The following is a 26,501-nucleotide window of genomic DNA, read 5'->3' as shown; positions in this document are numbered from 1 at the left end:
TTAAATAAAATCAAACTTTTTTGCGGGATTACCCACATAAACACTATTATCCTTTGTTTTTCGCATTATAACACTATTTGCACCAATAGTCGTACCTGTTCCTATCTTGACACCTTGTAAAACCACAGAAGATACACCAAAAAAATTCAATGTTCCAATTTGAGTATCTCCACTAATTCTAGCGGCTGTCATAAAAGAATTGAAATCTCCAACTTTAGCATCATGTCCTAAAGAAACCCTGTTATTGAAAACATTAAAATCTCCTAATCTAACATTACAACTCATTGAAGCGAAACTACAGATAATATTACCCTTTCCCATCAAAAAATTATCCCAATCTAAAACATAAGCTTCGGGCGCAACAATGTTAGGAAAATCAATTAAAGGATTATTTATATTCGAATAAGCTCTATACGATATTTTAGGATTTCCAAAAGCAAGAATCAAGGATAAATTTGACGGATAAGTATTCAAATCATCAATACCACCCAATAAAGATCCATATTCATTTGAACTTCCTTTTGGTTTATTCCTAAAATCATCATCAAAAAAACCAACAAAATTCCATTGATTTTCTATACGATTTATTCGTTTTATCAATGAGGCTACTTCACGACCAAAACCACCAGCCCCATAAATAGCAATATCCTTCATTATTTACACATTACTTCTTGAAATACGTTGATTAGTTGAGAAGCTATTACATTTGGAGAAAATCGAGCACGACTATCAGCTGAAATCTTTTTGTGATCATATTGATGACAATTCTCATACATATCCTTTATTGCAGAAGAAAGCGCCTCAACATCATCACAAGGAACAAGTAAGCCATCTGTTTTTTGCACAAATTCTTCAGGACCTCCACAAACTGTAGCTATAACGGGTAATCCCATCATCATTGCTTCTACATAAACAACACCAAAAGTTTCAGATCGCGACGGCAAGACAAAAACATCACTATTACATAATATAGAGCCAATCTCTTTTTTCCCTTTCCTTCCTAACAAATAAACATTACTATTCAAGCCTGCCCGATCAATCTGCTGTTCCAAATTCACACGCTCCTCCCCCTCACCTATAATAACCAACTCCCATTTATCCAAAGGAAGTTTGAGCTGACCAAAAGCAGAGATTAACAAATCATATCCTTTACGATGAATCAAACTACCTGTTGAAACAAAACGAATCTTACCATCCTTGCTACCTCTCGAACAATTATAGCAAAACTCTGATCCAACCATATTATGCACAACAATACTGTTTATCTGAAAATGTTGAAGTAAACGCTGCCTCAAAGATTCTGAAACAGAAATCACGGCATCACAATCTGAATAAGTTGCCCGTCCTAACCAAACAGCATAATCCGATAAAACATCCTTATTAAGCTGACTCCAATGCTCAATTGCCACCAATGGCAAATTATACATCTTTTTCAAAATAAGTGCAGCATATGAGTTTGTCAAATAATGAGAATAAAGTACATCCGGCAGGCTATGTTCCCGAATCACTCGATTAAACAACCTCTTAAGTTGAATTCTTTTAATTGAAAAATCAACTTTTTTTCCAAATAATCTATGGGTGATAATTCCTGGTACCCAAAAACAATCATAATAATCAATGCCATTCAAGCGATAATGAGAAATACCAGGTTTTCGCCAATAGAGCCGGAAACGGCTATCCACACTAATCACGGCAACCTTATGCCCGACTGCCACAAGAGCTTCCGCTTGATCTTTTTCAAAACAACCCCATTGAGGATCACGTTTAGAAGGAACACCACGAGATATTAATGCTATAAACATAATCCTATTTATCATTTACTAGACATTCTCGTAATACGTCTAAATAGCCATGACCATATTTTAAGTCAGGCTCAACATAATTACCTTCAGCCCATTCATTCCATGATTTAAGAAATAAAATTCTATGTTCATCTTGCTTATTATTTAGAAGATTCAAAGCCTCGTAAATCATTTTCTTAAAATTCACCGGTGTGGAATTAACATAAATGCCATTTACTCCTGAACGAGGGCTTCGATCCCACTGAGGCAGAAGCGAAGGATACACATTATCCCACTTATCCTCAGGAACATAGTAATGTTTAATAATTTTTAAATAGTCATACTTATCTAATGAAGAAATATGAAACCTAGAAGATAATACTCTATGAATAATAAACCATATTCTATTTTTAAGTTGCACTTCAGCACGCCAAGTGCCAAAAGAAGCAACTGCATCGAAACCTAATTTATCGATTAAATATTGGTAATATATTCCTGCTTCATCAAGGGAGAAATATCCTTTGGCTATATCATTACCTAGCTCATCTTTTAATCCATGAGCACTCGTATTTTGAGTATATCCAACAAAATGAATATCTTTAAGTCCGTTTTTTTGCGCTAACTCACGCCATAATGGGATAAAATCATTAGGTAAAGCATAGGGATCAAACACAACAAATAAAGGCTTTCCATCCACACAAATATATCGAGGATCCCTAAATGCTTTCAGTACATATTCGAAATGCATCATATAATCCTCCTTTCCTAAATACTTTTGTTCAGCAATCATTCCTGTAGATTGACCCATCCTTCCATTTGCCCACGTTTTAGTTGTCCAAGTATGATTTGCCCACCCCAAACAAAAAGGAAAATTAGGCTTTCCACTTTCAAGAACCTCATTGAATGGACGCTCCAATAATTGTTTTCCATTACCAAACCAATAATGCCAATAACAAAAGCCCTCGATCCCTGCTTCACGAGCCATCTCCGCCTGAGCCTCACGTACCTCCGGCATCCGAAGATCATAATACCCTAAATCAGCAGGCACACGTGGCTGATAATGACCTTTAAACAAGGGCTTAGCTTTTCCTACATTCGTCCATTCAGTGAATCCCTTACCCCACCATTTATCATTTTCTGGTATAGGATGAAATTGAGGAAGATAAAAGGCTATAACACGAGCTTTTCTATTTTGATATTCCATAAATTTTATTTAATTCGCAAATAATTCATAATTATCACATCTGACGAGCAGATATTTGATCTAAGATATGAGTTCTATAACTGGAAACATTTTTATCGATTATAGAACTATAGGGGAAATATCTATCATAAAATTTACCATCTGTTCCTCCATCGCCCATATAAATATTATACACTTTATATGACAAATAGAACAGCAAAACAGGTATAACAAATATATTCTTCCGTTTCCCAACAACAAATCTTGAAGAAAATGCATGTATTACTTCCGCATAAGCCACTGCAAGTGGCAAAAGTATATAATTGGTAAATCTATAAAATATATACACTCTTGATGTCAAAATATTAAATAGTATCGACATCAATATAAAAATCACTAAATACTCTTTTCCTCGTTGTTTTTTTAAAATAAACAACGATATAAAAGGAGTTAAAACAGAAGCAACAATGAATGCATAAGGATTAACCCTTGTATTTTCTCCATATATATCCGAATTCATATAAATTATCAACTTTTCATAAAAAGCGAAATCAGATCCTACTATAGAGAGCAATATATTTACAAGATCCAAAGAACTCAAAAATATATACAGAACAGACACAAGAAGAAACAAACTACTAGAGTTCAATTTATTAACAAGATAAAAAAATGGAAGAAGCAGTAAAACCAAAGATGACTCATGAAACATGAAGGCAACTAAGAAACACAAAAAATACTTCAACCATGACTTATTTAGATAATAAGAGAATGACAACAAGAAAAACGATATAGAAATGCTTTCACGCAATATTTCAAAATTATAATTAAAATAAGAAACTACAAAATAGATCAGCAACACAGTAAATATATACCGAGTGTTTTTCTTAATAAAATAAGCCACTACCATATTTATCCAACAAGCTAGGACAATTCTTAACAGGATAAAATTATCCCATATTCCTTTTAGAAATGATGTCAATAATATCCAGCCAAGCCTTTCTTTTGAACGAATATCTATTTCATCTGCCAAAGGTACATTAAAAATTGATCTATAATCATACTTCCAACGATACATATACACTTCTGTGTCTCCACCAATCTTATAACTCAACACATTCAGCAGGATAAGGATGAATATAATCGAATAAAAAGAAGTATATTTATAGCGAGTGCTATTATGTATATCATAAATGTAGATACACAAAATCATCAGGAATACAATAAACGCATAAATCATCAGAGGATATATTAAGGTTTATATCTTATAATATTTCTTCCTTTCATAAAATAAAAGGACACTAACCAACAAGTCCCCCCAGCAAAAAGAGCTACTAAAAAAGACAGGGATGGATTTTCTATCATATTACCACATAATAAACAAACTAAGAGACTTGGTATAGCACAAACTATACTTTGTCCAAGGTATTTCAAAGGTAAATGAACTAACTTATGATGAAATGTATATAAAATATAAAATAATGTCACCACCGTCTCAGATGCCACCAATACCAAAGCAGATCCTACGCTTTCCAACCGATATACCACTGTTAAGTTTACTAATAAAGCAACTAAAGCACCTATAACAGAAGCTTTCAACAGTATCTTGTCTTTCTTCATAGGAATTAGAACCTGAATAGCCAACACTTGCGCAATCCCTACAAATAATATCGCGGGCATTATGATTCGCATAGGCAATATAGCTCCCTCATATCCTGCTCCCGCCAAAATAAAAATCATCTGAGGAGCCAAGGCTATACTACAGGCTATCATCGGAATACTAAACATCGTTATTACCATAAACGAACGACCAATCAGTTCATGAAAACGCTGTCCCTCTCCTTCTGAAATCAATGCGCTCATTCGTGGCAGCATCACATTGGTAAAAGCTGAGAACAAACCCAATATTACATAATAGAGCTTAAACGCCGTGGTATAATAACCTACTTCCACATTATCAGACACAAGACCTAAATACATCACATTGAACGTAAGATACATAGATGTCATGATCGCATAAAGTCCTAGCATACAGTTTTGCCTATAAAACCGTGTGGAAAATAAATCCTTGAACTGAAAATCAATAAAACGATATACATATACGGTATTAATCAACGCATTTATCACTACAACACCCACAGTCAAGATAAAATAGAGCCGATAATCAGCAGGAGATTTAATCAAGAACAATATGGATATGATATATATACATTTAATAAACAAACTACGCAAAGTTATATAATGAAAGTTCTCAATTCCGGTAAAAAACCATTCTATCAGAAATGCGGAAAATAGTATCTTACCTGCTCCTATATAAAACAATTCTTCATATTGGTTGAATTTAGGTACAACAGCTATGCAGATTAGATAAACGATTAATGTAAATAATGTAAACACGATGTTCATACCCATCAAATTGGAAAATACCTGACTTTTCCTTTGGTAATCATTTTTTACCGCAGCTATCTCACGTATCCCTAATATACTCATACCCATGGTCGCAAATAACAGAAAATAATTCACTGTATTATCCACGAAATTAACCAAGCCAACATATTCCACACCTAATACTCTTGATACATAAGGGAATATCATAAGATTAATTAAGTAAGTAGATAGGGTCAGTATACTTTTATAAATAAAGTTCTTTTTTATCGAAGGAGAAGACATATCAATCGAACATAAACGTTTTCTTTAGACTAATAGAACAAAGCAATCGGGATTTTAAACTGCAAGTAATCACTTTAGAACTTATCTGAATCCCTAAATCCATCTTGCCATAAACTCTGCTCTTACATATATTAAGGGAAATGGAACTGTATCAAATTAAAGACTCTTCTAAATCTTCGCTACTGCACATAATTCTAAATTTAAAATTTACGCAGCAAAGATAAGTCTTCTAATATTGAGCCCTAATTTGAGTGTTTACAATGTTTATCAAATTAACCGTCCTATCGTTAAGCACTTTCCAATTTCCCCTGAGTGAATTCTTTATCCAAATAAAACAAGACATGGCGTGGACTTTGGAAATAAAGGTCAGAAGTAGGATTCAGCAGTTTTTGATAAGTATCAGAATTGTATAGTATCTCAAAAGCCACTGTAATTACCATTCCTCGTTCCTCAACAAGAGTACTCAGTATATCACACAGAGGCAATTCATCATAAATTCAACATCTGCAGTTTCCATCATTTAAATTACTTGAAGCTTAGAAATAGTTTTTTTCCAAAAAGAGCGAAGCTAATCAAATTATCATCCAACGACAAAGTATGCATTATACCATAATGCTCAAAACAGACCTCTATTCCTTATATCTAGCGATATAACGATATGCCTGCTGCGGTGTCAAATGATAAGGTTTGGCAAACTCTGTGATAAGCATCACTATGTAACCAATCTTTTCTATTACCATACCTCCTTCCTCCTATTGATTGCTTTTCAGACGATCTGTCTTGCTAAGGATAATGGCAAAGAAACAAATAAATATTCAATTATAACAATACATTCAATCCAACTCCTCAAACCGGGAGTTCTGGCTCTTGAACTCAGGCACGAAGGATTTCATCTCCCTCACCATCGAGAGGATCTGAACACGGAGGGATAATTCGGTCAATACACGGATGTGCTCTACTACATCCTTATAGTCATACTCACGAACCGCCGCTACCCGGATCTTTTCGTGAGGAGTCTCTTTCGTATTCTCCTTGTTGTTCAATAGCTCCTCATATAGTTTCTCGCCGGGGCGAAGACCAGTATACTTGATCTCGATATCCTTGTCTACCTGCAACCCGGACAGTTCAATCATGCGCTTCGCCAAATCCGCTATCTTCACCGGCTCTCCCATGTCGAAGATGAAGATCTCACCACCCTTGCCCATCGTACCGGCCTCTAATACCAGACGGCAAGCCTCAGGAATGGTCATGAAGTAACGGATGATATCGGGATGGGTAACCGTCACGGGGCCTCCTTGAGCGATTTGTTCACGGAAACGGGGGATAACCGACCCATTGCTACCTAGAACATTGCCAAAGCGGGTCGTAATGAAACGCGTCTCGCCTTTCACCTCTCCTCGCTCGATCGCAAGGCTCAGACTCTGTACATAGATTTCGGCCAAGCGCTTGCTACAGCCCATGATGTTCGTGGGGTTCACCGCCTTATCCGTACTGATCATCACAAATTTCTCCACACCATAGCTTACAGCGGCATCCGCCATCACACGAGTACCGAACACGTTTGTTCGGATCGCCTCGCAGGGGTTCTCCTCCATTAAAGGGACATGCTTGTAGGCCGCCGCATGGAACACTACTTGGGGGTGCCAGTTGCGGAACACATAATCCACACGGTCCGGACTACGGACATCGCCGATTACTGGGACAAAGTTTAGTCCCTTGTATTTCTCTTCCAATTCCAGACGGAGATTATGCATCGGGGTCTCAGCGGAGTCGAAGCAAACCAACTTCTTAATCGGGAAATGAGCCAGCTGGCGACAGATCTCGCTACCGATACTGCCGGCGGCTCCCGTGACAAGCACGGTCTTCCCTTCCAACAGATTGCCGATTTCGTCCAGATTAATATGGATCTCCTCACGACCCAACAAATCCTCGATACGGATCTCACGGACCGAACGCTTCACCTCACCTCCACGTAGCTCCTCCATCTCCGGAACTACCAACGTCTTCAATGAGGCCTGCTCGCAATAGCGGATCAAACGGTCACGCTCCTGATGGGCAACCTTTATATTCGGGAAGAGAACGCCATCCAAGCTGTTGCGAGGGATCAAGCGATACAGATCCTCCACGTTCTCGATCTGGTAGACTGGCAACTCCGCAATCCGGATGCTTTTCTTGGAATTACCAAAGGAAAGGAAGCCCATGATGCTATAATTCTGCATGAATACCTGACGGTTCGCCGAGGTAGCGATCATCACGCTTTCCTCCTCCGTGCCAAAGACCAGTACCCGCTTGCGTTTCTTGCCGAGTTGCAGGAGGACGCTGTTATAGACATTGATCACGAAGACACGCAACGTGACCAACATCACGATCGTCAACGTACTGTCCATGATTCCACCCAACCAATAGATAGAAGGGCTGAAACGGGCTTTCAACAGCCAAAGCAGCAGGAACATCAAGAGCGACTTGCCGATCGCAGCACCACCGATCCGCCACAAGCCACGCAGCGTGGAATGGCGAATAACCCCATGATATGCTTTGAACAGCAAGAACGAAACGATACTGGCCACAAATGAGGAGAGGCCCACTTTCAGCACATCAGACTCTCCAATACGTATATGCAGAATGGAGAACATTCCTAGTACGCCCAGCAACGATACGGAGAGCGAGACGAAAAGGTCCGCACTAAAAATGATCCAACGGTTGATATACCGCAAATTCACTAGACGGCCTAAGGCCAATCGCCATCTGCCCTTATGAAAATCCATCATTTGTATTTTGTTTGTTTTATATTCAATGCCCTAACTTTTCCCAACGGCGGTGCCTGTGACTCGTGGCGTCCCGAAGCGGCGGGCGTAATACAGCTTTCCGTCCGCAAGATCGTACCATCACCATGGTGGATGATTTGGATCGCATGGGTTGCATTGGGCACGATCTGCACATTGCAACCGTAGATATGGAAGACGAAATATATATTAATTGCCCTGTGAAGTATATATTAATTGCCTAACGCAGTATATATCCTCGGGCACATGCAGTATATCTTCTCAAAAACGGCCAGTTGAGCGGTGTCTGAGACGACTGCTTCACGCATCGTTGATACGGGTACGGATGAAACGCTCTTTGACCATCTCCTCGGGGGTTATTTTCGGATCATTTCAGGCATGAGATCGCAAAGGAACAAGCATATGCAAGAACCAAGTGACGAAAGTGATGAGTTTCGATGCTGTCGAGCATACACATGAGCGTGAAATCATCCCCATACACTATTTCCCGGCTCCGAGAAATTGCGTCTTGCATTATAATACGCTTTCTTTTTATCAAATTCAAAATCGGGCGTATATTCATAGACTGTTGAATCCTCGAAAAACCCTTCAATGGAACTTTGTTCCAAACTGAACACAAGAACTCCGGCTTTCGTCTGCCAGCAATCTTGATAGATAACATAACCTTCCCCGTAAATACCAAACTGAAATTCCCTATTATTATATCTAGCAACGATCGGAGTTCCGTCCTCCAAGTCATCTATATTCTCAAAGTCAAGCTGTCCGTGTTTACCCCTATTCAAAAAATCTCCAAACATCTTTCCTCATTAATCGCCGCTTTGACGGCTTTGGGTATATCTTCTTGCGTCTCTCTCTTTTAAACCTAGACAACAATGATACAAGAGACCTTTCCCATAATTGTCAGCGGGGCAGAAGTACTCAATGAGCGTATCCTGCTGACCCATGTGGAGAACGGATTATTGATGAATGGTTTATGATAGAATAGCTTGCTTCATCGATAATAAGGTTGCCTGCAAAAGGGGTAAGTCCTCCTTCATTGTTGAATAAACAATATCAACATCTATTTTAAGATAATGATGAGTATCACATCCCGCAACTTCATAATCTCCTTCCAAGGAATTACAGGATATAAAGGGAAAAGTTCTCCTTCTGAAAGTTTATCTATAGTTTTTACACTTTCACCAATAAAAATCAATTTCATACAAACACCATCCAAAACGAACATATCATCAGGAGTCAATAAGAAATCATTGCCATCCTTAATATGAGATGTACGGACTTATATAACATGAATTGAATCAATCATCATGTCTATTAAATCCAAAATTCGTCCCGAATCTTTCCATTTATACATAAATCAAATCTTTATTTATGGATTTTTCCATACGAGTTCCTGCAAATGACTCTCTTTTACGGAATAAATCAACAGAACAACCTAGAAGTTTCTCAAGTTCTGACTTTAGGCGACATAATGTAAACAAACTCATATGAGAACTCTCGTAATATATATCAATATCACTATCTTCCCTTTGTTCATAACGAGCCACCGAGCCAAACAAACCAAGATTACTTATCTGATATTTACGAAACAACGATTCTTTTTCGCTCCTTAATATACTTAAGTATTCCTCTGTAGACTTCATAGGCTCATTCTTTTTGTTCTAAAGACAAAAATATAAAGAATAATTGAATCCTCCAAGTCAACTAATTGAAATTGCCCTATGATTTTGGGGTGACAAACGCAACAGCTGATAAACAGACCGCTCAAACGCCACCCAATGCGTTCCCGTAGAATATAGGGGATCTATGTTATAGTAATCGAATATATACAGGATCGACCTCCACAGCGGCGACCAACAGACCGGGGATCTCCACTATCAAACGTTTCACTCGGGAACCCCGTATAGAAAGTAAGCGTCCCTCGTAGCCATCCAATGGGCCACCCTCGATGCGGATCATGCGACCGTACATCGCTGGAGTTAATTCTTCAACCAAGAAATAACGCGGGGAATCATCGGAATGGACAGCACGGATAAAACGGTTCATCTCCGCATGGCCTACCGTCATCGGCTTACGGTAGCCACCACGCAAATAACGATATTGGAGAGTACTGATCTCTTCTACGATTGGATCCATACACGCACAGGTCGTATGGGCAAAAAGTAAATCGTGCAGAAGAGGAACCTCCTCACGAATCCGCTTACCCTTCCTCTCGACCAACCGCCAACGCATAGGAGTGAAAATCTCAATACCCTTTTCCTCTAGCAACCTATAGGCCGGGCGTTTATTGGGACGGGTCAGGTCTCGCAATACGAACCAATTGTCTGTCAAAGGATGTTCCACAGGATGATGGATAATTCTTCTAGTCCTGAAAGGATGTATATTCTATTAATATCCAATCAGTTACAAAATATAGTCTTATAAGTTGGAAGGCGTACTTGGCGAGTAGCATTCGTTTCACGCTGCAAATATAGTGAAAAATAACTAAACACAAGCAAACATCAAGCCTTGTTTGTGTTTAGTTATTTTTCACTACATTTGTGTTCGCTAAAAAAGGAGTAATTTAAAATGATCGATCAACCTACCATAGACCGGATATTGGACGCGGCGAACATCGTGGATGTTGTCTCTGAATTCGTGACTCTTCGGAAACGAGGGATCAACTATGTAGGATTATGCCCATTTCATTCGGACAAATCACCGTCTTTTTACGTATCCCCCTCAAAGAATATCTGTAAGTGTTTCGCTTGCGGAGAAGGTGGAACCGCCGTTCACTTCATCATGAAGCATGAGCAACTCAGCTATTTCGACGCTTTACGCTTTTTGGCGAAAAAATACAATATAGAGATACAGGAACGGGAACTTACCGAGAAAGAGAAACAAATCCGTAGCGACCGGGAAAGTATGCTTATCGTCAATAGTTGGGCGGGACAATACTTCTCTACTTTATTACATGAGCATGTTGAAGGGAAAAGCGTAGGTATGCGTTACTTTGCCGAGCGAGGATTGAGGGAAGATATCATCCGTAAATTCCAACTTGGGTATAGCTTGGACCAGCGGGATGCTTTATACAAAACCGCTATAAAAGCAGGTTATAAAAAGGAATTCCTCGAGAAAACCGGTTTAGTTATCGCTTATGATAACGGAAACGTGAACGATCGTTTTCGAGGACGTGTTATCTTTCCCGTCCATACGTTAAGCGGAAAGGTCGTGGCATTCGGCGGACGTGTATTGAAAAAGGACGAGAAGACCGCGAAGTACGTAAACTCCCCCGAAAGCGAGATTTATCATAAAAGCAACGAGCTTTACGGCATCTATTTCGCCAAGCAAGCAATCATGAAACAGGATCGCTGTTTCTTGGTGGAAGGATATATGGACGTGATCGGTATGCACCAAGTGGGCGTAGAAAACGTGGTTGCCTCCTCGGGTACGGCGCTCACGCAAGGGCAAATCCGGCTCATACATCGTTTCACGAATAATATCACGGTATTATACGATGGAGACGCCGCCGGAATCAAAGCGGCTCTCCGGGGTATCGATATGTTATTGGAAGAAGGGATGAACGTCAAGGTCGTGCTTCTTCCGGCGGGAGAAGATCCGGACTCGTTTGCCCGTAGCCATAGCGCGAGCGAGTTCGCCGAGTTTATCAGCCAGAACGAGACGGATTTCATCCGTTTCAAGACAAAGTTACTATTGGCGGAAGCGGGGAGCGATCCGATCAAACGTTCCGCCCTGATCTCGGATATTATCCGTACGGTAGCGATCATACCTGATAATATCGCTCGCTCCGTGTATATCCGGGAATGTAGTACGACCATGGAGATAGACGAGCAAGTCTTACTCAACGAGGTCAATAAGATCCGTCTCAACAAGGAAGAGAACCAAGCGGCTAAATCCGTAAGGAATACACCGCCCGTTCAATCTCCCGTCAATACGATTCCGGAGTATCCGGATTTCCCCGGCTACCAACCGTATACACAGGAAGAGGCGAATACCCTTCCTCCGGAAAATATTCCGCCTCCACCGCCCGAGGACTATATTCCGGAAAAGGAAGCGGGTCCGCCCCCTACTCCTCCCTACGAGGTTCCGACGGCTCCCAACATACAGGTCCAACCGAAACGTTCTCCTTTTGAGGCTTATGAGTTGGCTCTTCTGCGCTATATCGTACGATATGGCGAACGTGTCCTCTATGACTACGTAGATGAGGAGACCAACGAGCATGTCATCATGAGGGTCGCCGATTATATCCGTTTCGATCTGGAACGTGATGACCTTACGTTTTATACGCCAGCCTTCAAACAAATGCTGGACGAAGCTGCTGAACATTGTCAAAACGAGGGCTTTATGGCCAGTCGTTATTTCCTTGCCCATCCGGACCCGAACATCAGCCGGCTTGCCGCCAACCTTATCAGCGATAAGTACCAGCTTAGTAAATATCATACGAAGTTCAGGGAACTGGAGCAAGAAGAAGATAAATTGGATTACTTGGTACCCCGGGAAATCTATTCCATGAAAGATGCCTATATCCTCTATAAGATAAAGGATATCCAAGCGAAAATCAAAGAGGCTCAAAACAAGGGTGACATGGAACAGATCTTTGATTTAATGAAACAGAACGCCCACCTCAACGAGATCAAGAACGTGCTCTGCAAAGAGCTAGGTGAGCGTATCGTATTAAAAATGTAATAAAAAAACATCTATGAATTTCCTTGAGACAGAAAACGTGGTAAAACAGTACGCCGGACATCTGGCGCTAAACAAGGTAAGTATCCAAGTTCCTCAAGGAACAATCTTTGGATTACTGGGGCCTAACGGGGCGGGCAAGACGACCTTGATCCGGATCATCAACCGGATTACGGCACCGGATAGCGGAATCGTTCGCTTCAACGGCCATGAATCCAGCCCGGAAGACATCTACCAGATCGGTTACTTGCCGGAAGAGAGAGGGTTGTATAAAAAGATGAAAGTCGGGGAGCAGGCGATCTATCTGGCACAATTGAAAGGTCTCTCCTACCCAGAGGCACGCAGTCGTTTGACCCGTTGGTTCGAGAAATTTGACATCATGCCTTGGTGGAATCGCAAACTGGAAGAGCTGTCGAAAGGTATGCAGCAGAAAGTGCAGTTCATCATTACCGTGATACACGAACCCGAGCTATTGATCTTTGACGAGCCATTTAGCGGATTCGATCCGGTCAACGCCGATCGCCTTAAACAAGAGATATTGGAGTTGAAGGCGACCGGACATACCATTATATTCTCAACTCACAACATGTCCTCCGTTGAGGAGATTTGTGACGAGATTGCTTTAATCAATCGCTCTGAGGTCGTCCTGTCCGGCAATGTCAAGGAGGTACGGGAACGGTTTAAGAGTAATACCTATATATTAAATGTACGCAAGGAGACTGGAGGTATTGAGGAGTTAAGGATACGCAAGGAAGAAAATATCAGTAACTCCGATTGGCTTACCCGGCTGGCGTCCCAATATGAGATTCTTTCCTTCACGGAGGAGATCCCTTCTATGAATGACATTTTTATCAACACCGTTTCCGGTACAAACACATCAAAAGTATGAGCAAAATTGGATTAATCATCAAACGGGAATATCTCCGGAGAGTAAGTAAAAAGTCATTTATCCTGCTCACGTTCCTCACACCGTTTCTATTCGCTGCACTTGCGTTCGTCCCCCTATGGCTCTCTTCCATCAAGGGAGATGAGGTTCATACAGTCGCCATACTCGACGCCACCGGCAAATACGCCCCGTTGTTCGAGGATACGGAAAGCTATCGTTTTATCAACGGCGACAAAGATATGGATAAGTACAGGCAAATGTCGGAAAAGGAGATATTCGCATTTCTCAACATCTCCGACGACTTGCAGAAAAATCCGAAAAACGCAACCCTCTATTCCAAGAAACAAATCCCGGCGGATTTGAGCCGACTCGTCAATATGACATTAAAGAAGCAGATAGAGAGTGACAAACTGGCAACATTCAATATCCCCAATCTACAAGAGATCATAAAAGAAAGTAAAGTAGATTTCAACATACAAACGATCAAATGGGGGGATGACGGAAGCGAAAAGCAATCCTCGTCCGTAGTGGCATCCATAACCGGAGTAATTTTCACCATGCTTATCTATATGTTCATCCTAATCTATGGAGGAATGGTCATGCAAGGGGTTATGGAAGAAAAGACGAACCGGATCATCGAGATTATGATCTCGTCCGTCAAACCTTTCGACTTAATGATGGGTAAAATTATAGGAATCGGTTTTGTCGGGCTTACGCAAGTATTCCTTTGGGCGGTTATGACCTTTATTCTCATCACCGGGGGAACTTTCTTTTTGGGAGGAGGTATGGAAAGCGAGATCTTGCAATCAAGCATGGCACTTAACACAACCCCTAACATGACGGTTATCGCAGCCCAGCAGCCGGGAAATGAATGGATAGAAATGCTTCATACGATTAACTTCACCGAGATAGGCATCTTGTTTATCGCTTATTTCATAGGCGGCTACTTATTATATTCTTCCTTATTCGCCGCTATCGGATCAGCTGTAGACGGCCAAGAAGACACGCAACAATTCATGCTACCAGTCACGCTCCTTTTAGTTTTCGCCCTCTATGCGGGAATCTATAGCATGGAAAACCCTGACGGACCATTAGCTTTCTGGTGCTCCATGATCCCCTTCACCTCTCCGATCGTGATGATGGTCCGGGTGCCATTCGAGGTGCCTTTGTGGGAAATACTACTTTCCATTGGATTTTTGTATATATCATCCATCGGTTTCACTTGGTTTTCCGCCAAAATATACCGTGTAGGCATTCTCATGTATGGTAAGAAACCCAGTATAAAGGAGATGTCCAAATGGCTTCGTTACAAATAAAAACATGATATCTACAACAAAAAAGCCTCGCTACTCTTATCGAATAACGAGGCTTTTTTATGTTGTTCTACCTGGATTCGAACCAGGACAAACAGGACCAGAATCTGTTGTGCTACCATTACACCATAGAACAATCTCTACAAGATTGTCAAGTAAACTTTAAACGTTGTTCTACCTGGATTCGAACCAGGACAAACAGGACCAGAATCTGTTGTGCTACCATTACACCATAGAACAATATTTAACAAATTACCAACTCTCTTGTTAGCGAGTGCAAAGGTATATACTTTTTCAAAATTTGCAAATAAACCTTCGAAAAAAATGTCCAGAAAAAACACGTACGTCTTTCGGATAAAACACGTACATGTTTTCTCAAAAAGACGTACGTGTTTTTTTAAAAGCTTATAACAATCGAGGAGATAGTCTCAAACAAGCTATTACACATATATTAATGAAAGAAAAAGACGTATGTAACGAATTAAGAAGTATATTTGCGACTTGGAAAATTATATCAATAGAAATAAATGGATCAAACAAAAGAATTAGTAAAAACGATTGTTGAAGGCCTTCAAGAAAAAAGAGGCAAAAATATTGTAACAGTAGATTTAAGCCAGACTTCTGGTGCCATTTGTCAATATATGGTTATTTGTGAGGGAAACACTCCTACCCAAGTTTCTGCTTTATCCGATTCCGTATGGGATTTCGCACGCAAGAATGCAAATGAGAAGCCTTTGTCTATTGACGGTACACAGGGCGCTCAATGGATCGGCATGGATTATGGCACGGTTCTTGTACATATATTCTTGCCGGAACAACGTGCATTTTATAACTTGGAGAACCTTTGGGCAGACTCGAAGGTTATACAAGTACCTAACATTGATTAAGCCGGTCTAAATATTTGATGATAATCTCTTATGGAAAATAAAAACGACATGTTTAATAAAACACCGAAGAGCGGGAAACCTAAGATGTTCCGCTTTAATTTGTATTGGATGTACGGGTTGATCTTCATCATGCTTGTTGCCCTATACATGACAAATGATTCTTCGGGAACGAAAGAGCTAGGCTGGACAGAGTTCCAGAAACTAGCGCAGGAAAACGTATTCGATAAAATGACAGTCTACAACAAGAAGAACTTGGTGGAGGCTACAGTGAAAAATGGAAAGACAGAACAGGTCTTTGGGAATATGGACGTTTCTAAAATCGGGGTTTCTCCGAAAGTATACGTAAAGATCCCGTCAGCCGACAAGTTTTCCGATTTCTATGACAAAGCGGTAGCCGATAGTCATATCGATACACAAGTCCGGTTCGAGGAAGGCGATGACGCTATCTGGAATTTCTTGGTTTCATTCGGCCCGATTATCTTATTGATCGGTGTATGGATGTTCTTGATGAGACGTATGTCCGGTGGTACCGGCGCAGGTCCGGGTGGCGTGTTCAGCGTTGGTAAGGCAAAAGCTCAGCTTTTTGATAAAGATAATGACCGTAAGGTGACATTCAAGGATGTCGCCGGATTGGCGGAAGCGAAACAAGAGGTAGAGGAAATCGTCTCTTTCTTAAAGAATCCGGAAAAATATACCGAATTAGGAGGTAAGATACCCAAAGGTGCATTATTGGTAGGCCCTCCGGGAACCGGTAAGACATTATTGGCGAAGGCTGTTGCCGGAGAAGCTAATGTGCCGTTTTTCTCCTTGTCTGGTTCTGATTTCGTGGAGATGTTTGTCGGTGTAGGCGCCTCCCGTGTGCGTGACTTATTCCGCCAAGCGAAGGAAAAATCTCCTTGCATCGTCTTTATTGATGAGATCGATGCGGTAGGTCGTGCCCGTGGGAAGAACGCGAATATGAATAGCAACGATGAGCGTGAGAACACGTTGAACCAGTTGTTGACCGAAATGGATGGTTTCGGCTCTAACAGTGGTGTTATTATCTTAGCCGCTACAAACCGTGCGGACATTTTGGATAAAGCGTTGTTGCGTGCCGGACGTTTTGACCGACAAATCCATGTTGAATTACCGGATTTGAATGAACGTAAAGAGATATTCGGGGTGCATTTGCGTCCGATCAAGATAGATGAAAGCGTAGATGCTGAGTTCCTAGCAAGGCAGACTCCGGGCTTCTCGGGTGCTGATATCGCTAATGTTTGTAATGAAGCCGCTTTGATCGCCGCCCGTAACGGAAAGAAATTCGTACAGAAAGAAGACTTCATGAATGCGGTAGACCGCATTGTCGGTGGTCTTGAAAAACGTTCAAAGATCACGACGGAGGAAGAACGTAAATGTATCGCGAACCATGAGGCCGGTCACGCTACGTTAAGTTGGTTGTTGGAACATGCCAATCCGCTGGTTAAGGTGACAATCGTTCCCCGTGGTAAGGCATTAGGTGCGGCATGGTATTTGCCGGAAGAGAGACAGATCACCACCCGCGAGCAATTGCAGGACGAGATGTGCGCTACTTTAGGAGGACGTGCCGCAGAGGAATTAGTCTTGGGAAAAATATCCACAGGCGCATCCAACGATTTGGAACGTGTCACGAAACAAGCATATGCGATGGTCGTTTACTTCGGTATGAGCGATAAACTTCCAAACTTGAACTATTACGACTCCACCGGACAGGATTGGGGATTCACCAAGCCTTATAGTGAGGAGACTGCGAAATTGATCGATACGGAAGTACAGAAGATCATCAATGAGCAATACGACAGGGCAAAACGGATATTATCCGAGAATAAGGAAGGACATAGTAAACTTGCGCAGGTATTATTGGATCGTGAGGTAATCTACTCGGAAGATGTAGAGCATATCTTCGGGAAACGAGCCTGGATCTCCCGTTCCCAAGAGATTCTGGAGTTGCAGGAAAAGGCTAACGGAAAGAACAAGGAGAATGCGGATAAGGAGGCGAAAGCGGACGCAACAATGGAAAACGTAACCGATACTCCTACCGAAGAAAACAAGACAGGGAAAATAGCTTGACCAAAGTCAAGACATTCATAACAAGTAAGGCTGGGGCGTATCTTTGATCAAAAGTTACTATCCAGCCTTCCTTATTGCTGTATTATCAATTTATTAGTTATATTTGCAGCCAAAATTACAAACAAGCAAAAACACTATTGTTTTGAAAAATCTGATTACACGTGCATTGACTGGCATTATTTTCGTCGCGGTATTGGTCGGTGCGATCTATTTCCACTCCTATTATTTTCTTACGGTATTTGGACTCATTACCGGACTTTCTCTATGGGAGTTCTACGGATTGGTCAAACATTATGAGAATGCCGCCATCAAACGATTTGTCAGTTCCTTGGGGGGAGCCTACCTCTTCGCCGCCACATTCGGTTACGCCAATGGCTTGGTTGGAGGCAATATATTTCTCCCCTATCTTTTATTCTTAATGTATACCATGATCACCGAGCTTTACGATAAAGCCAGTAATCCAATCAATAACTGGGCATTGACCTTATTCGGTCAAATCTATTGCGCAGGCTCTTTCTCTCTGCTAAACTTTATTACATCGGTACCTAATACGCCGGGCGAGATCGTACATATCCCCTATTTTGCCTTGGCTATTTTCGTTTTCGTATGGGTAAATGATACGGGAGCTTATCTAGTGGGATCTATGCTTGGAAAAAGAAGATTGTTCGAACGTATCTCTCCCAAGAAGTCCTGGGAAGGTTTTTACGGAGGGTTGGCATTCGTATTAATAACCTCCCAAATATTCGCTTGGTTCATGCCGGCCACGAACTGGTACACATGGCTTGGATTAGCCGGCACGATCGTAGTATTCGGGACTTGGGGCGACTTGATCGAATCTTTGATGAAACGTACGTTAGGCGTGAAAGATTCCGGGCATGTATTACCCGGACATGGAGGCATGCTGGATCGCTTCGATAGCGTAATGATGGCTATTCCGGCCGCTTATATCTATATCGAGTTATTTATTCGAAATTAAATGTCAGGATCACCATACGGGATGTAGCTTTCGATAAGGCATCCGTATATTTGATATTTGCTTGATCTACCAAGTCCGGACGATCTTTCTCCAATAGGTTAACCAATCCGAAACAGAATTTCAGCTCCGGGCATAACTTAAAGTAGGGTAGATAGATATCACATCCCAAGCCAAACTCAAATCCGAAGTCCGTGCTTTTCAATAAAATCGGATTACCTTTCTTACGGCCTATATCCACGGAGCCATAGATACCGCCGATCAAATAAGGACGATAATTATTCAAGCGTAAAGCCGTATATTTAACGTCTAAGGGGAAATTCAGATAACTGGAACGAACGTTCGTGATGAATTCCTCTCCCGTAGCCTGTTCCCGAAACTTAAATTTCTTATCTCCGAAATGGATAGAAGGCGTGAAACGTAAATTGAAATAAGGATTCATATACATATCTCCGATCACCCCGACACTAAAGCCGGGTGAGTAAGAAGGAATCTCCGCGAACCAAGTCTCTCCATTGGTCATGACACCGGTATGGGTCAATAACAAATCCTGCGAGTGAATACCCACATGAAACCCCAGATGAAGCCATTTCAAATCAGCGTACGGCTGATTCCTCACCCTTTCCTTTTGAGCCATGGCTCCCATGGTAGCCAAGCTTACCACATATAATATAAGTAATAATCGTCTCAAATCTCAACCTATTTTGTTTAATAACGAAAACCCGACAAAGATATTGCAAAAAAGAAGATTTTTGAAGAAAATAAGCCAGTAGATATTTTTTAAATAGAAAGAAAGCTATATTTTTGCACCTACTAATAGTTATCAATTTAAACGTTTAAAAAAATGGCTTACGTAATTAGCGATGATTGTATTGCATGCGGAACTTGTATTGATGAGTGTCCGGTAGGAGCAATTTCAGAAGGTGATAAATACAGCATCAACCCTGAAATGTGTACAGATTGTGGAACTTGCGCTGACGCATGTCCTACAGAGGCTATCCACCCGGCTGAATAATTCGCAGCAAAGAATAGGATTTTCCTTTGCGGAAAGCTCCTAACACATAACGGGCTGTTTCTCTCCATGAGTAAAACAGCCCGTTATCTTTTTCTCTTCGTGTTACATTAAAACTCAATATCCAACTTTATAGCACCGGAAGCCATATCCTCCTCTGGGGAATCGCCATGAATCGTTTCCTCCTCTTCAGGTTCCACCACGTCTTCCGCGGATTTCTTCAGATTTGAGTTCTTGATATAACTGATTACATCTTGCATTCCCTCCATGAACTTCTCAAAGTCCTCCTTATAAAGGAAAATCTTATGCTTCTCAAATGAGATTTGCAAACCATCCTTTGATTGAATTTTCTTACTTTCCGTAACGGCAACGAATAGGTCATCTTTCAAATTCCTCTTCACATCCAGATAATAAATCCGTTTTCCCGCTTTAATGGCTTTAGAGTATAGAATCTCCCTGTCGCCACCTTCAACATGTTTTTTATTCCTTGATTCTTCCATGACAGCTAACATTCGTTAAAAACCCACCCACTTTATAGAACTTGCTTCAAATATGTGCATTTTTTTTTAATTAGCAACTATTTTAACGATCGAAAATACGCCCATTGAGGCTAAATTTGTAAAATATCATCTAACACATATAAAATTAAGTAAATCCGGATTCTTTTATGGAAAAAACGACTACCTTTGCAGCCTAATTTATAATAAGAAGTTCCTTCAAACGATGATCAACAGAATTTTAATCCGCATTAAAGTTTTACAGATAGTATACTCTTACTATCAAAACGGAAACGGTGACCTCAAAGTTGCGGAAAACGAATTGCTTTTCAGCCTTCAGAAGTCATATGACTTATATTATTATTTCTTACTCCTAATTATCGAAGTTACCAACCTGCAAAGAAGGATCCTTGACACCCGGAAGTGCAAATACATGCCTACCGATGAGGAGTTAAACCCGAATACACGCTTCGTAGACAATCGTTTTGTCGCTCAATTAGCGGAAAACGATACGTTGAAAAAGTATGTGGACGAGCAAGGTCTCTCATGGAGTAACGACGAGGAGTTTGTTAAAAACGTATTGGATACGATCTTAAGCTCTGAAATTTACGCCGAATACTTGAAAAACGAAGAAGACTCGTACGAGACGGATCGTGAGTTCTGGCGCCAGATCTTCAAGAAAGTAATCTGTGGGAACGAGATGATAGAGGAATATCTGGAAGACAAAAGCATCTACTGGAACGACGATATCGAGATCGTAGAGACTTTCGCCTTGAAGACTATCAAGAAATTCGAGGAGAAGAAAGGTAGTAAACAAGCCTTATTGCCAATGTTCAAGGATTTGGAAGACAAGGCTTTCGCAATCAAGTTATTCCGTCAAAGTTTGTTGAAAGGTAAGGAATATCGTGAACGCATCGACAAACATATGAAGAATTGGGAAACCGAACGTATCGCCAATATGGACTTGATCATCATGCAAGTCGCCTTAGCCGAGATTTTATCGTTCCCGACCATTCCCATCAACGTTACCTTAAATGAATATATCGATGCCGCAAAGTATTATAGTACACCTAAAAGCGGAACATTCATTAACGGAATTCTGGATTCAATAGTCAACGAATTAAAAAAAGAGAAGTTATTGCTCAAAGATTAATTATTATCATTACATTTGTGCATATCATTATTGATATTAACTTGTAAAACGATTATTATAGTATGAACTTACTCAGTATTTTACTTCAAGCTCCAGCTGGAGGAAGTCAGTGGTCCGGTATTTTGATGATGGTAGTTATCGTAGCTATCTTCTATTTCTTCATGATCCGTCCGCAACAAAAGAAACAAAAAGAAATCCAGAAATCACGTGAGGCGTTGAAAACAGGCGATAAAGTGATTACCGCCGGAGGTATCTATGGAAAGATCAAAGAGATCGGTGATACTTATATGCTAATCGAGGTAGCGGATGGAGTACGTATCCGTGTAGATAAAACTTCTATTTTCGCTTCAGCGGAAGACGCTCAGCAGCAGAAATAATCTAACTACAGAATATGTCACGACTTGAGAACATACAAAATTCCTTCAAGTCTATCCAAGCAAAGACTAAGGCTTTTTTCCACGGAGACAGATGGAAAGAGGTCTTGGTCTTTTTCTTTTTCGCCCTTTTGGCTTTCGGTTTCTGGCTACTCCAAAGCTTGCAGCAGGAATATGAGATAGAACTTGTTTTTCCGGTTAAGTATAAGAACGTACCTGTCGATATAGCGTTTAATGTCCCTGAGGTGGAAACGATTACCGCAAAGGTAAAAGACAAGGGTAGCGTTTTACTCAACTATACTTTTGGAAGATCGTTTGCTCCGATTGAAGTGAACATGAAGAATACGAAGGAGAAAAATGGTTCGGTTCAAGTAAGTAAAAGGCAGATCGAGAACGATATTCAAAAACAATTGATAGCCACTACGGCATTACAAAGTTTTGATCCGCAACAAATAGATATGGATTTCAGTCAGCGGGTCCATAAGGAAATACCGGTCGTCTTTAATGGCGATATTCATCTGGAAGCCGGCTTTCAACTATCCGGGGATATCCGAATCACCCCTCAAAAGATCAACGCTTATGCCACCGCGGCGATCTTGGATACACTGACCTCGGTTAAGACGGTCTTCACCGAGGTTAAAAAGGCGAATAAAAACATTACGAGAACCGTACAACTGATCAAGGTAGACGGCGTTAACTTCGATCCGGAAAGTGTATCCATCACGATTCCGATAGAGGAGTACACGGAGAAGACATTGGAAATACCTGTCTCTTGCAGTCATATACCGCCACATTATACGGTACGTATGTTTCCGGCGGTCGTAAAAGTGACTTGCAGTGTGCCCTTGTCCCGATTCAAAGGACTTTCGGAAGATATGTTCTCGATTCATATACCTTTTGAGGATCTGGAGCAAAACGTATCTGGTACCCTACCCGTCAAACTCACCAAGAAACCAGACTGGGTGCATACGGCAACCTTATTGCCAGATAAGGTAGAATTTATTTTGGAACACAACAATAAGCATGATTAAAATAGGTATTACAGGAGGGATCGGGAGCGGCAAATCCGTCGTAGCCTCTTTATTAGCGTTATCCGGTGTACCCGTATACATAGCGGACGAGGAAAGTAAATGGCTGACAAATAACTCCCCGGTTATCCGTGAGAAATTAACAGCCCTTTTCGGTCCGGAGATTTATACGAATGAGGGATTGAACAAGAAACTTCTAGCCTCCCACATCTTTAATAATCCGGAACAATTACAACAGGTCAACCAGATCATTCATCCTGAGGTAAACCGTCATTTCTCGGCTTGGGTAGAGAGACAGACTTCCCCTTTATGTGCCATCGAATCCGCCATATTATTCGAATCCGGTTTCTACAAAGTGGTAGACATAAGCTTGATGGTCTATGCCCCAAGAGAACTCCGCATCGAAAGAGCCTTGGGGAGGGACTCAGCCTCGAGAGAAGAAATCGAACGCAGAATCAACAGCCAAATGTCGGACGAGGAAAAGAAAGATCGCTCCGATTACGTTATCTATAATGACAACAGACAGGCCCTTATACCGCAAGTAGGCAAACTGTTATGTTGGCTTCAATCCCAATAATCACCGATAGCGGGACGAGTGGCTTTTACAGTATCTTACCTTCATCATCCAATGAACCTAAGATACTTCGTCAACGAACCTAAGATACTTTGTCGATGCACCTAAGATACTTCTCCAACGAAGTTAACTGTCCTCATGACGGAAGAATTCCACTTTTTCTTATTACCTTTGCCACCTCGAAGTTTAACACTAATAGAAAATAAAAACATTATGTTGAAGACTATTTTGTCTATTTCGGGAAAACCCGGTCTGTATAAACTGGTTTCCCATGGAAAAAACATGTTGATCGTTGAATCGCTGACTGATAACAAGAGAGTACCCGCATACGCAAAAGATAAAGTAATCTCATTAGGCGATATCGCAATCTATACGGATGAAACAGAAGTGCCTTTGCATGAGGTATTGACTAGCGTAAAGAACAAGGAAGAGGGAAAAACCGCCTCTTTGGTACCTTCCAAAGCCACGACAGACCAATTGCGTGCGTACTTTGCCGAGGTATTGCCTAGCTATGATCGTGAGCGTGTTTATCCAAGCGACATCAAGAAACTACTCTCTTGGTATAACATCTTGATCAACGCAGGTATCACTGACTTCACCCCGGAAGATGCTCCGGCAGAAAAGGAAGCTGCTGAAAAAGAAGCTGAATAACAGCATACGACATAAAGATTAAAGAAAGGACCGTTCGATACCCATCGTCCGGTCCTTTTTTTATATTGCCACATTAACCAACAAGAGCACTTATGCAAAAATAGTCCATTATTTTAGGCTAAACCTCACATTGTCTAGGGCAGACAACTCCTCTATCTTTGCCAACAAATAATTCACTCTATTGACCTCATAAAATAAAGAGCAAAGATGGAAAGCACCAAGTATTATCTCGGTCTGGACGTTGGCGGTACCAATATGGTCGCTGGCGTAGTAGATGAGAATCACCAGATTATCGCAAAGGAGAGTATACCGACACAAGCCGGACGCACGATCGAGGAGATCACCACCGACATGGCGGAAGTCAGCAAAAAAGCGGTTCTCAAAGCAGGCTTGCAAATGGAAGACATCTCTTCTTGGGGCATCGGCATGCCCAGTTACGTAAATCCAAAGACGAACCTTTTGGTACATGCCAATTGTTTCGGATGGAAGAATGTCCCCATCTACGACTATTTAAAGAAGCATATCTCATTGCCTACTTATATAGCCAACGACGCCAATTGCGCGACCTATGGAGAGGTCTTGGCCGGATCGGCCAGCCAATATACCGATGCCATCATGTTAACGCTAGGAACGGGAGTCGGAGGCGGAATTATCATGGGTAAGAGGATTTATTCCGGAGCCGATAATATGGGAGCAGAGCTTGGACATACCAAATTGGTATACAATGGCGAACGTTGCACATGCGGGCAAAAAGGCTGTTTGGAAGCTTATTGCTCATCTACCGCATTAATCCGCATCATGAAAGAGGCCTTACAAGAGAATAAGGACACCTTGATATGGAAACTTTGCGGCGAAGACGAAAATAAAGTCAATGGAGAAATCCTTTTCGAGGCCGCTAAACAAGGGGATTCCCTCGCTAAACAGATCGTCGATGACTATATCAGTAAACTGGCCGCCGGAATCTCCACGTTCATAACCATCTTCCGTCCGCAAGTAATCATCTTAGGGGGGGTATCGCACATGCAGGTGACCTGCTGTTGAAACCTTTAAACGAGAAACTACATACTTGTACCTTCGCCGCCGAGGAAATAGGTATCCCTCAAGTCATCCGTGCGGAATTAGGAAATGACGCCGGAATAATCGGCGCCGCGCTTTTAGAGAAAACGATGTAACGAAAAAAAATATGAAAACAAATAAGAAAGAACTTTTAGATTCATTCAAGGGAGGACTGATCGTATCCTGTCAAGTACAACACGATGATCCGACTTTTTCAGTAGACTTTGTCGTAAAAATGGCAAAAGCCGCCCAATGGGGAGGAGCCGTGGGTATCCGTGCCAACGACCCAGAGCAGATCAAGGCGATTAAAAAAGAAGTGGATTTACCAGTAATCGGGCTTTGGAAAATCTGGCACGATGACACGGATGTGTTTATCACCCCAACCTTAGAGGCCGCTAAAGCCGTATGGGAAGCCGGAGCCGAGATTATCGCCTTGGACTGTACGAGCCAAATAACCCATGAAGGCCGCCCTGCATACGAATTGCTACCAATCGTCAAGAAAGAGATACCGGAAGCTATCATTTTTGCGGATGTCTCTAATTATGAGGAAGCCGTACGTGCCGTAGAAATGGGAGCCGATATCGTTGGCCCTACCTTATATGGATATACGGAAGCAACCAAGCATATCGAGCAACCGGATTTACGGGAATTCGCCCGTATGTGCCGTGACTTTAAAGATAAAGCCTATGTCATTATGGAGGGGCATATCTACTCGCCGGAAGATGCCATGAAATGTATCTTCCTCGGAGCTCACTCCGTAGTAGTAGGCAGCGCGATCACCCGTCCGCACTTGATCACGAAACGTTTTACGGACTTACTAACCGGTTACCAAAATAACTGGCGGGAAGCCGAAAGAAGCAAACATTAAAAAATCATCTGCTTGTAGAGATAGGGCATGCCCCGTCTCTACACAAT

Annotated in this window: 27 protein-coding genes and 2 tRNA genes; 15 read left to right on the top strand and 14 right to left on the bottom strand. The window is 41.5% G+C overall.

The annotated features are described in order from the left end of the window. The 10 genes from HMPREF0999_RS09980 to HMPREF0999_RS09935 all read right to left on the bottom strand — a co-directional run bounded on the left by HMPREF0999_RS09980 (position 1) and on the right by HMPREF0999_RS09935 (position 10,757). Entirely contained in the window at positions 1-654 is a 654-nt protein-coding gene (locus HMPREF0999_RS09980; protein WP_008773341.1) for an acetyltransferase, read from the bottom strand. After that, positions 654-1,802 (bottom strand): glycosyltransferase, encoded by a 1,149-nt coding sequence (locus HMPREF0999_RS09975; protein ID WP_009275837.1) that lies wholly within the window; start codon positions 1,800-1,802, stop codon positions 654-656. Before HMPREF0999_RS09975 ends, HMPREF0999_RS09980 begins: the two co-directional genes overlap by 1 nt. A 4-nt stretch (positions 1,803-1,806) precedes the next feature. Then, entirely contained in the window at positions 1,807-2,985 is a 1,179-nt protein-coding gene (locus HMPREF0999_RS09970) for a glycoside hydrolase family 99-like domain-containing protein (protein ID WP_009275836.1), read from the bottom strand. Positions 2,986-3,019: 34 nt separating this feature from the next. Continuing rightward, positions 3,020-4,174, bottom strand: a complete 1,155-nt coding sequence (locus HMPREF0999_RS09965; protein WP_226769915.1) for an EpsG family protein — start codon at positions 4,172-4,174, stop codon at positions 3,020-3,022. 38 nt (positions 4,175-4,212) lie between these two features. Next, positions 4,213-5,631, bottom strand: coding sequence for a flippase (locus HMPREF0999_RS09960; RefSeq protein ID WP_010183668.1), 1,419 nt, complete (start codon positions 5,629-5,631; stop codon positions 4,213-4,215). Positions 5,632-6,260: 629 nt separating this feature from the next. Beyond that, positions 6,261-6,341: a hypothetical protein gene (locus tag HMPREF0999_RS22925; RefSeq protein ID WP_226769914.1), complete on the bottom strand. Its 81-nt coding sequence runs from the start codon at positions 6,339-6,341 to the stop codon at positions 6,261-6,263. Positions 6,342-6,464: 123 nt separating this feature from the next. Continuing rightward, positions 6,465-8,399 carry a polysaccharide biosynthesis protein gene (locus HMPREF0999_RS09955; protein ID WP_009275833.1) on the bottom strand — a complete coding sequence of 645 codons (1,935 nt, stop codon included), beginning with the start codon at positions 8,397-8,399 and terminating at the stop codon, positions 6,465-6,467. A 482-nt stretch (positions 8,400-8,881) separates the two neighbouring features. After that, positions 8,882-9,211 carry a hypothetical protein gene (locus HMPREF0999_RS09950; RefSeq protein WP_005864966.1) on the bottom strand — a complete coding sequence of 110 codons (330 nt, stop codon included), beginning with the start codon at positions 9,209-9,211 and terminating at the stop codon, positions 8,882-8,884. A gap of 549 nt (positions 9,212-9,760) precedes the next feature. Continuing rightward, on the bottom strand, positions 9,761-10,057 hold the full coding sequence (locus HMPREF0999_RS09940; RefSeq protein ID WP_009275831.1) for a nucleotidyltransferase family protein: 297 nt from the start codon (positions 10,055-10,057) through the stop codon (positions 9,761-9,763). Between the two features lie 166 nt (positions 10,058-10,223). Further along, positions 10,224-10,757 (bottom strand): UpxY family transcription antiterminator, encoded by a 534-nt coding sequence (locus tag HMPREF0999_RS09935; protein ID WP_009275830.1) that lies wholly within the window; start codon positions 10,755-10,757, stop codon positions 10,224-10,226. Positions 10,758-10,982: 225 nt separating this feature from the next. Between HMPREF0999_RS09935 and dnaG the strand changes: the two genes are divergently transcribed. The 3 genes from dnaG to HMPREF0999_RS09920 are packed head-to-tail and all read left to right on the top strand — an operon-like array spanning position 10,983 to position 15,299. Beyond that, complete coding sequence (dnaG, locus tag HMPREF0999_RS09930) at positions 10,983-13,100, top strand: DNA primase (RefSeq protein ID WP_009275829.1); 2,118 nt, start codon at positions 10,983-10,985, stop codon at positions 13,098-13,100. Positions 13,101-13,113: 13 nt separating this feature from the next. After that, positions 13,114-13,986: an ABC transporter ATP-binding protein gene (locus tag HMPREF0999_RS09925; RefSeq protein ID WP_009018236.1), complete on the top strand. Its 873-nt coding sequence runs from the start codon at positions 13,114-13,116 to the stop codon at positions 13,984-13,986. Then, complete coding sequence (locus tag HMPREF0999_RS09920) at positions 13,983-15,299, top strand: ABC transporter permease (protein ID WP_009275828.1); 1,317 nt, start codon at positions 13,983-13,985, stop codon at positions 15,297-15,299. The genes HMPREF0999_RS09925 and HMPREF0999_RS09920 overlap by 4 nt, the downstream gene beginning before the upstream one ends. Positions 15,300-15,361: 62 nt before the next feature. Here HMPREF0999_RS09920 and HMPREF0999_RS09915 read toward each other — a convergent pair. After that, positions 15,362-15,432: transfer RNA gene (locus HMPREF0999_RS09915), tRNA-Gln, on the bottom strand. A gap of 33 nt (positions 15,433-15,465) precedes the next feature. Further along, a tRNA-Gln gene (locus tag HMPREF0999_RS09910) sits at positions 15,466-15,536 on the bottom strand. Positions 15,537-15,823: 287 nt separating this feature from the next. On the opposite strand from HMPREF0999_RS09910, the gene rsfS reads away from it, so the two are divergent. From rsfS to HMPREF0999_RS09895, 3 genes are all read left to right on the top strand, one after another. After that, positions 15,824-16,183, top strand: coding sequence for a ribosome silencing factor (gene rsfS / locus HMPREF0999_RS09905; protein WP_005854895.1), 360 nt, complete (start codon positions 15,824-15,826; stop codon positions 16,181-16,183). A gap of 30 nt (positions 16,184-16,213) precedes the next feature. Then, entirely contained in the window at positions 16,214-18,268 is a 2,055-nt protein-coding gene (gene ftsH / locus HMPREF0999_RS09900; RefSeq protein WP_009018234.1) for an ATP-dependent zinc metalloprotease FtsH, read from the top strand. Between the two features lie 142 nt (positions 18,269-18,410). After that, positions 18,411-19,244: a phosphatidate cytidylyltransferase gene (locus tag HMPREF0999_RS09895; RefSeq protein WP_005854890.1), complete on the top strand. Its 834-nt coding sequence runs from the start codon at positions 18,411-18,413 to the stop codon at positions 19,242-19,244. Here the strand turns inward: HMPREF0999_RS09895 and HMPREF0999_RS09890 are convergent. After that, on the bottom strand, positions 19,231-19,932 hold the full coding sequence (locus HMPREF0999_RS09890) for a porin family protein (protein WP_008778155.1): 702 nt from the start codon (positions 19,930-19,932) through the stop codon (positions 19,231-19,233). The two genes, HMPREF0999_RS09895 and HMPREF0999_RS09890, sit on opposite strands and share 14 nt — an antisense overlap. 153 nt (positions 19,933-20,085) lie before the next feature. Between HMPREF0999_RS09890 and HMPREF0999_RS21870 the strand changes: the two genes are divergently transcribed. After that, positions 20,086-20,256 carry a DUF362 domain-containing protein gene (locus tag HMPREF0999_RS21870; protein ID WP_005854886.1) on the top strand — a complete coding sequence of 57 codons (171 nt, stop codon included), beginning with the start codon at positions 20,086-20,088 and terminating at the stop codon, positions 20,254-20,256. Positions 20,257-20,363: 107 nt separating this feature from the next. Here HMPREF0999_RS21870 and HMPREF0999_RS09885 read toward each other — a convergent pair whose 3' ends face one another. Next, on the bottom strand, positions 20,364-20,753 hold the full coding sequence (locus HMPREF0999_RS09885) for a DUF3276 family protein (RefSeq protein WP_005864945.1): 390 nt from the start codon (positions 20,751-20,753) through the stop codon (positions 20,364-20,366). A 223-nt stretch (positions 20,754-20,976) separates the two neighbouring features. Here HMPREF0999_RS09885 and nusB point away from each other — a divergent pair, with 223 nt between their 5' ends. From nusB to HMPREF0999_RS09850, 8 genes are all read left to right on the top strand, one after another. After that, entirely contained in the window at positions 20,977-21,903 is a 927-nt protein-coding gene (nusB, locus tag HMPREF0999_RS09880; protein ID WP_005864942.1) for a transcription antitermination factor NusB, read from the top strand. A gap of 62 nt (positions 21,904-21,965) precedes the next feature. Continuing rightward, positions 21,966-22,280, top strand: coding sequence for a preprotein translocase subunit YajC (gene yajC, locus HMPREF0999_RS09875; protein ID WP_005864940.1), 315 nt, complete (start codon positions 21,966-21,968; stop codon positions 22,278-22,280). Positions 22,281-22,294: 14 nt separating this feature from the next. Further along, the gene (locus tag HMPREF0999_RS09870; RefSeq protein WP_009018232.1) at positions 22,295-23,308 is read left to right on the top strand and encodes a YbbR-like domain-containing protein; all 1,014 of its coding nucleotides are present in this window, start codon (positions 22,295-22,297) and stop codon (positions 23,306-23,308) included. After that, positions 23,301-23,882, top strand: a complete 582-nt coding sequence (gene coaE / locus HMPREF0999_RS09865; RefSeq protein WP_009018231.1) for a dephospho-CoA kinase — start codon at positions 23,301-23,303, stop codon at positions 23,880-23,882. Before HMPREF0999_RS09870 ends, coaE begins: the two co-directional genes overlap by 8 nt. A gap of 210 nt (positions 23,883-24,092) precedes the next feature. Continuing rightward, a complete protein-coding gene (locus tag HMPREF0999_RS09860; protein ID WP_005864934.1) occupies positions 24,093-24,530 on the top strand; it encodes a DUF5606 domain-containing protein in 438 nt (145 codons plus the stop codon). A 207-nt stretch (positions 24,531-24,737) separates the two neighbouring features. Next, positions 24,738-25,571, top strand: coding sequence for an ROK family protein (locus HMPREF0999_RS09855; RefSeq protein WP_009275827.1), 834 nt, complete (start codon positions 24,738-24,740; stop codon positions 25,569-25,571). After that, positions 25,568-25,702, top strand: coding sequence for a hypothetical protein (locus tag HMPREF0999_RS22920; RefSeq protein WP_010183684.1), 135 nt, complete (start codon positions 25,568-25,570; stop codon positions 25,700-25,702). The genes HMPREF0999_RS09855 and HMPREF0999_RS22920 overlap by 4 nt, the downstream gene beginning before the upstream one ends. Positions 25,703-25,713: 11 nt before the next feature. Further along, the gene (locus HMPREF0999_RS09850; protein WP_005854869.1) at positions 25,714-26,454 is read left to right on the top strand and encodes an N-acetylmannosamine-6-phosphate 2-epimerase; all 741 of its coding nucleotides are present in this window, start codon (positions 25,714-25,716) and stop codon (positions 26,452-26,454) included. Positions 26,455-26,501: the final 47 nt, after the last annotated feature.

Source organism: Parabacteroides sp. D25 (genome assembly GCF_000307475.1).
Classification (GTDB): domain Bacteria; phylum Bacteroidota; class Bacteroidia; order Bacteroidales; family Tannerellaceae; genus Parabacteroides; species Parabacteroides distasonis.
This window is presented reverse-complemented; position numbering and strand designations above follow the sequence as displayed.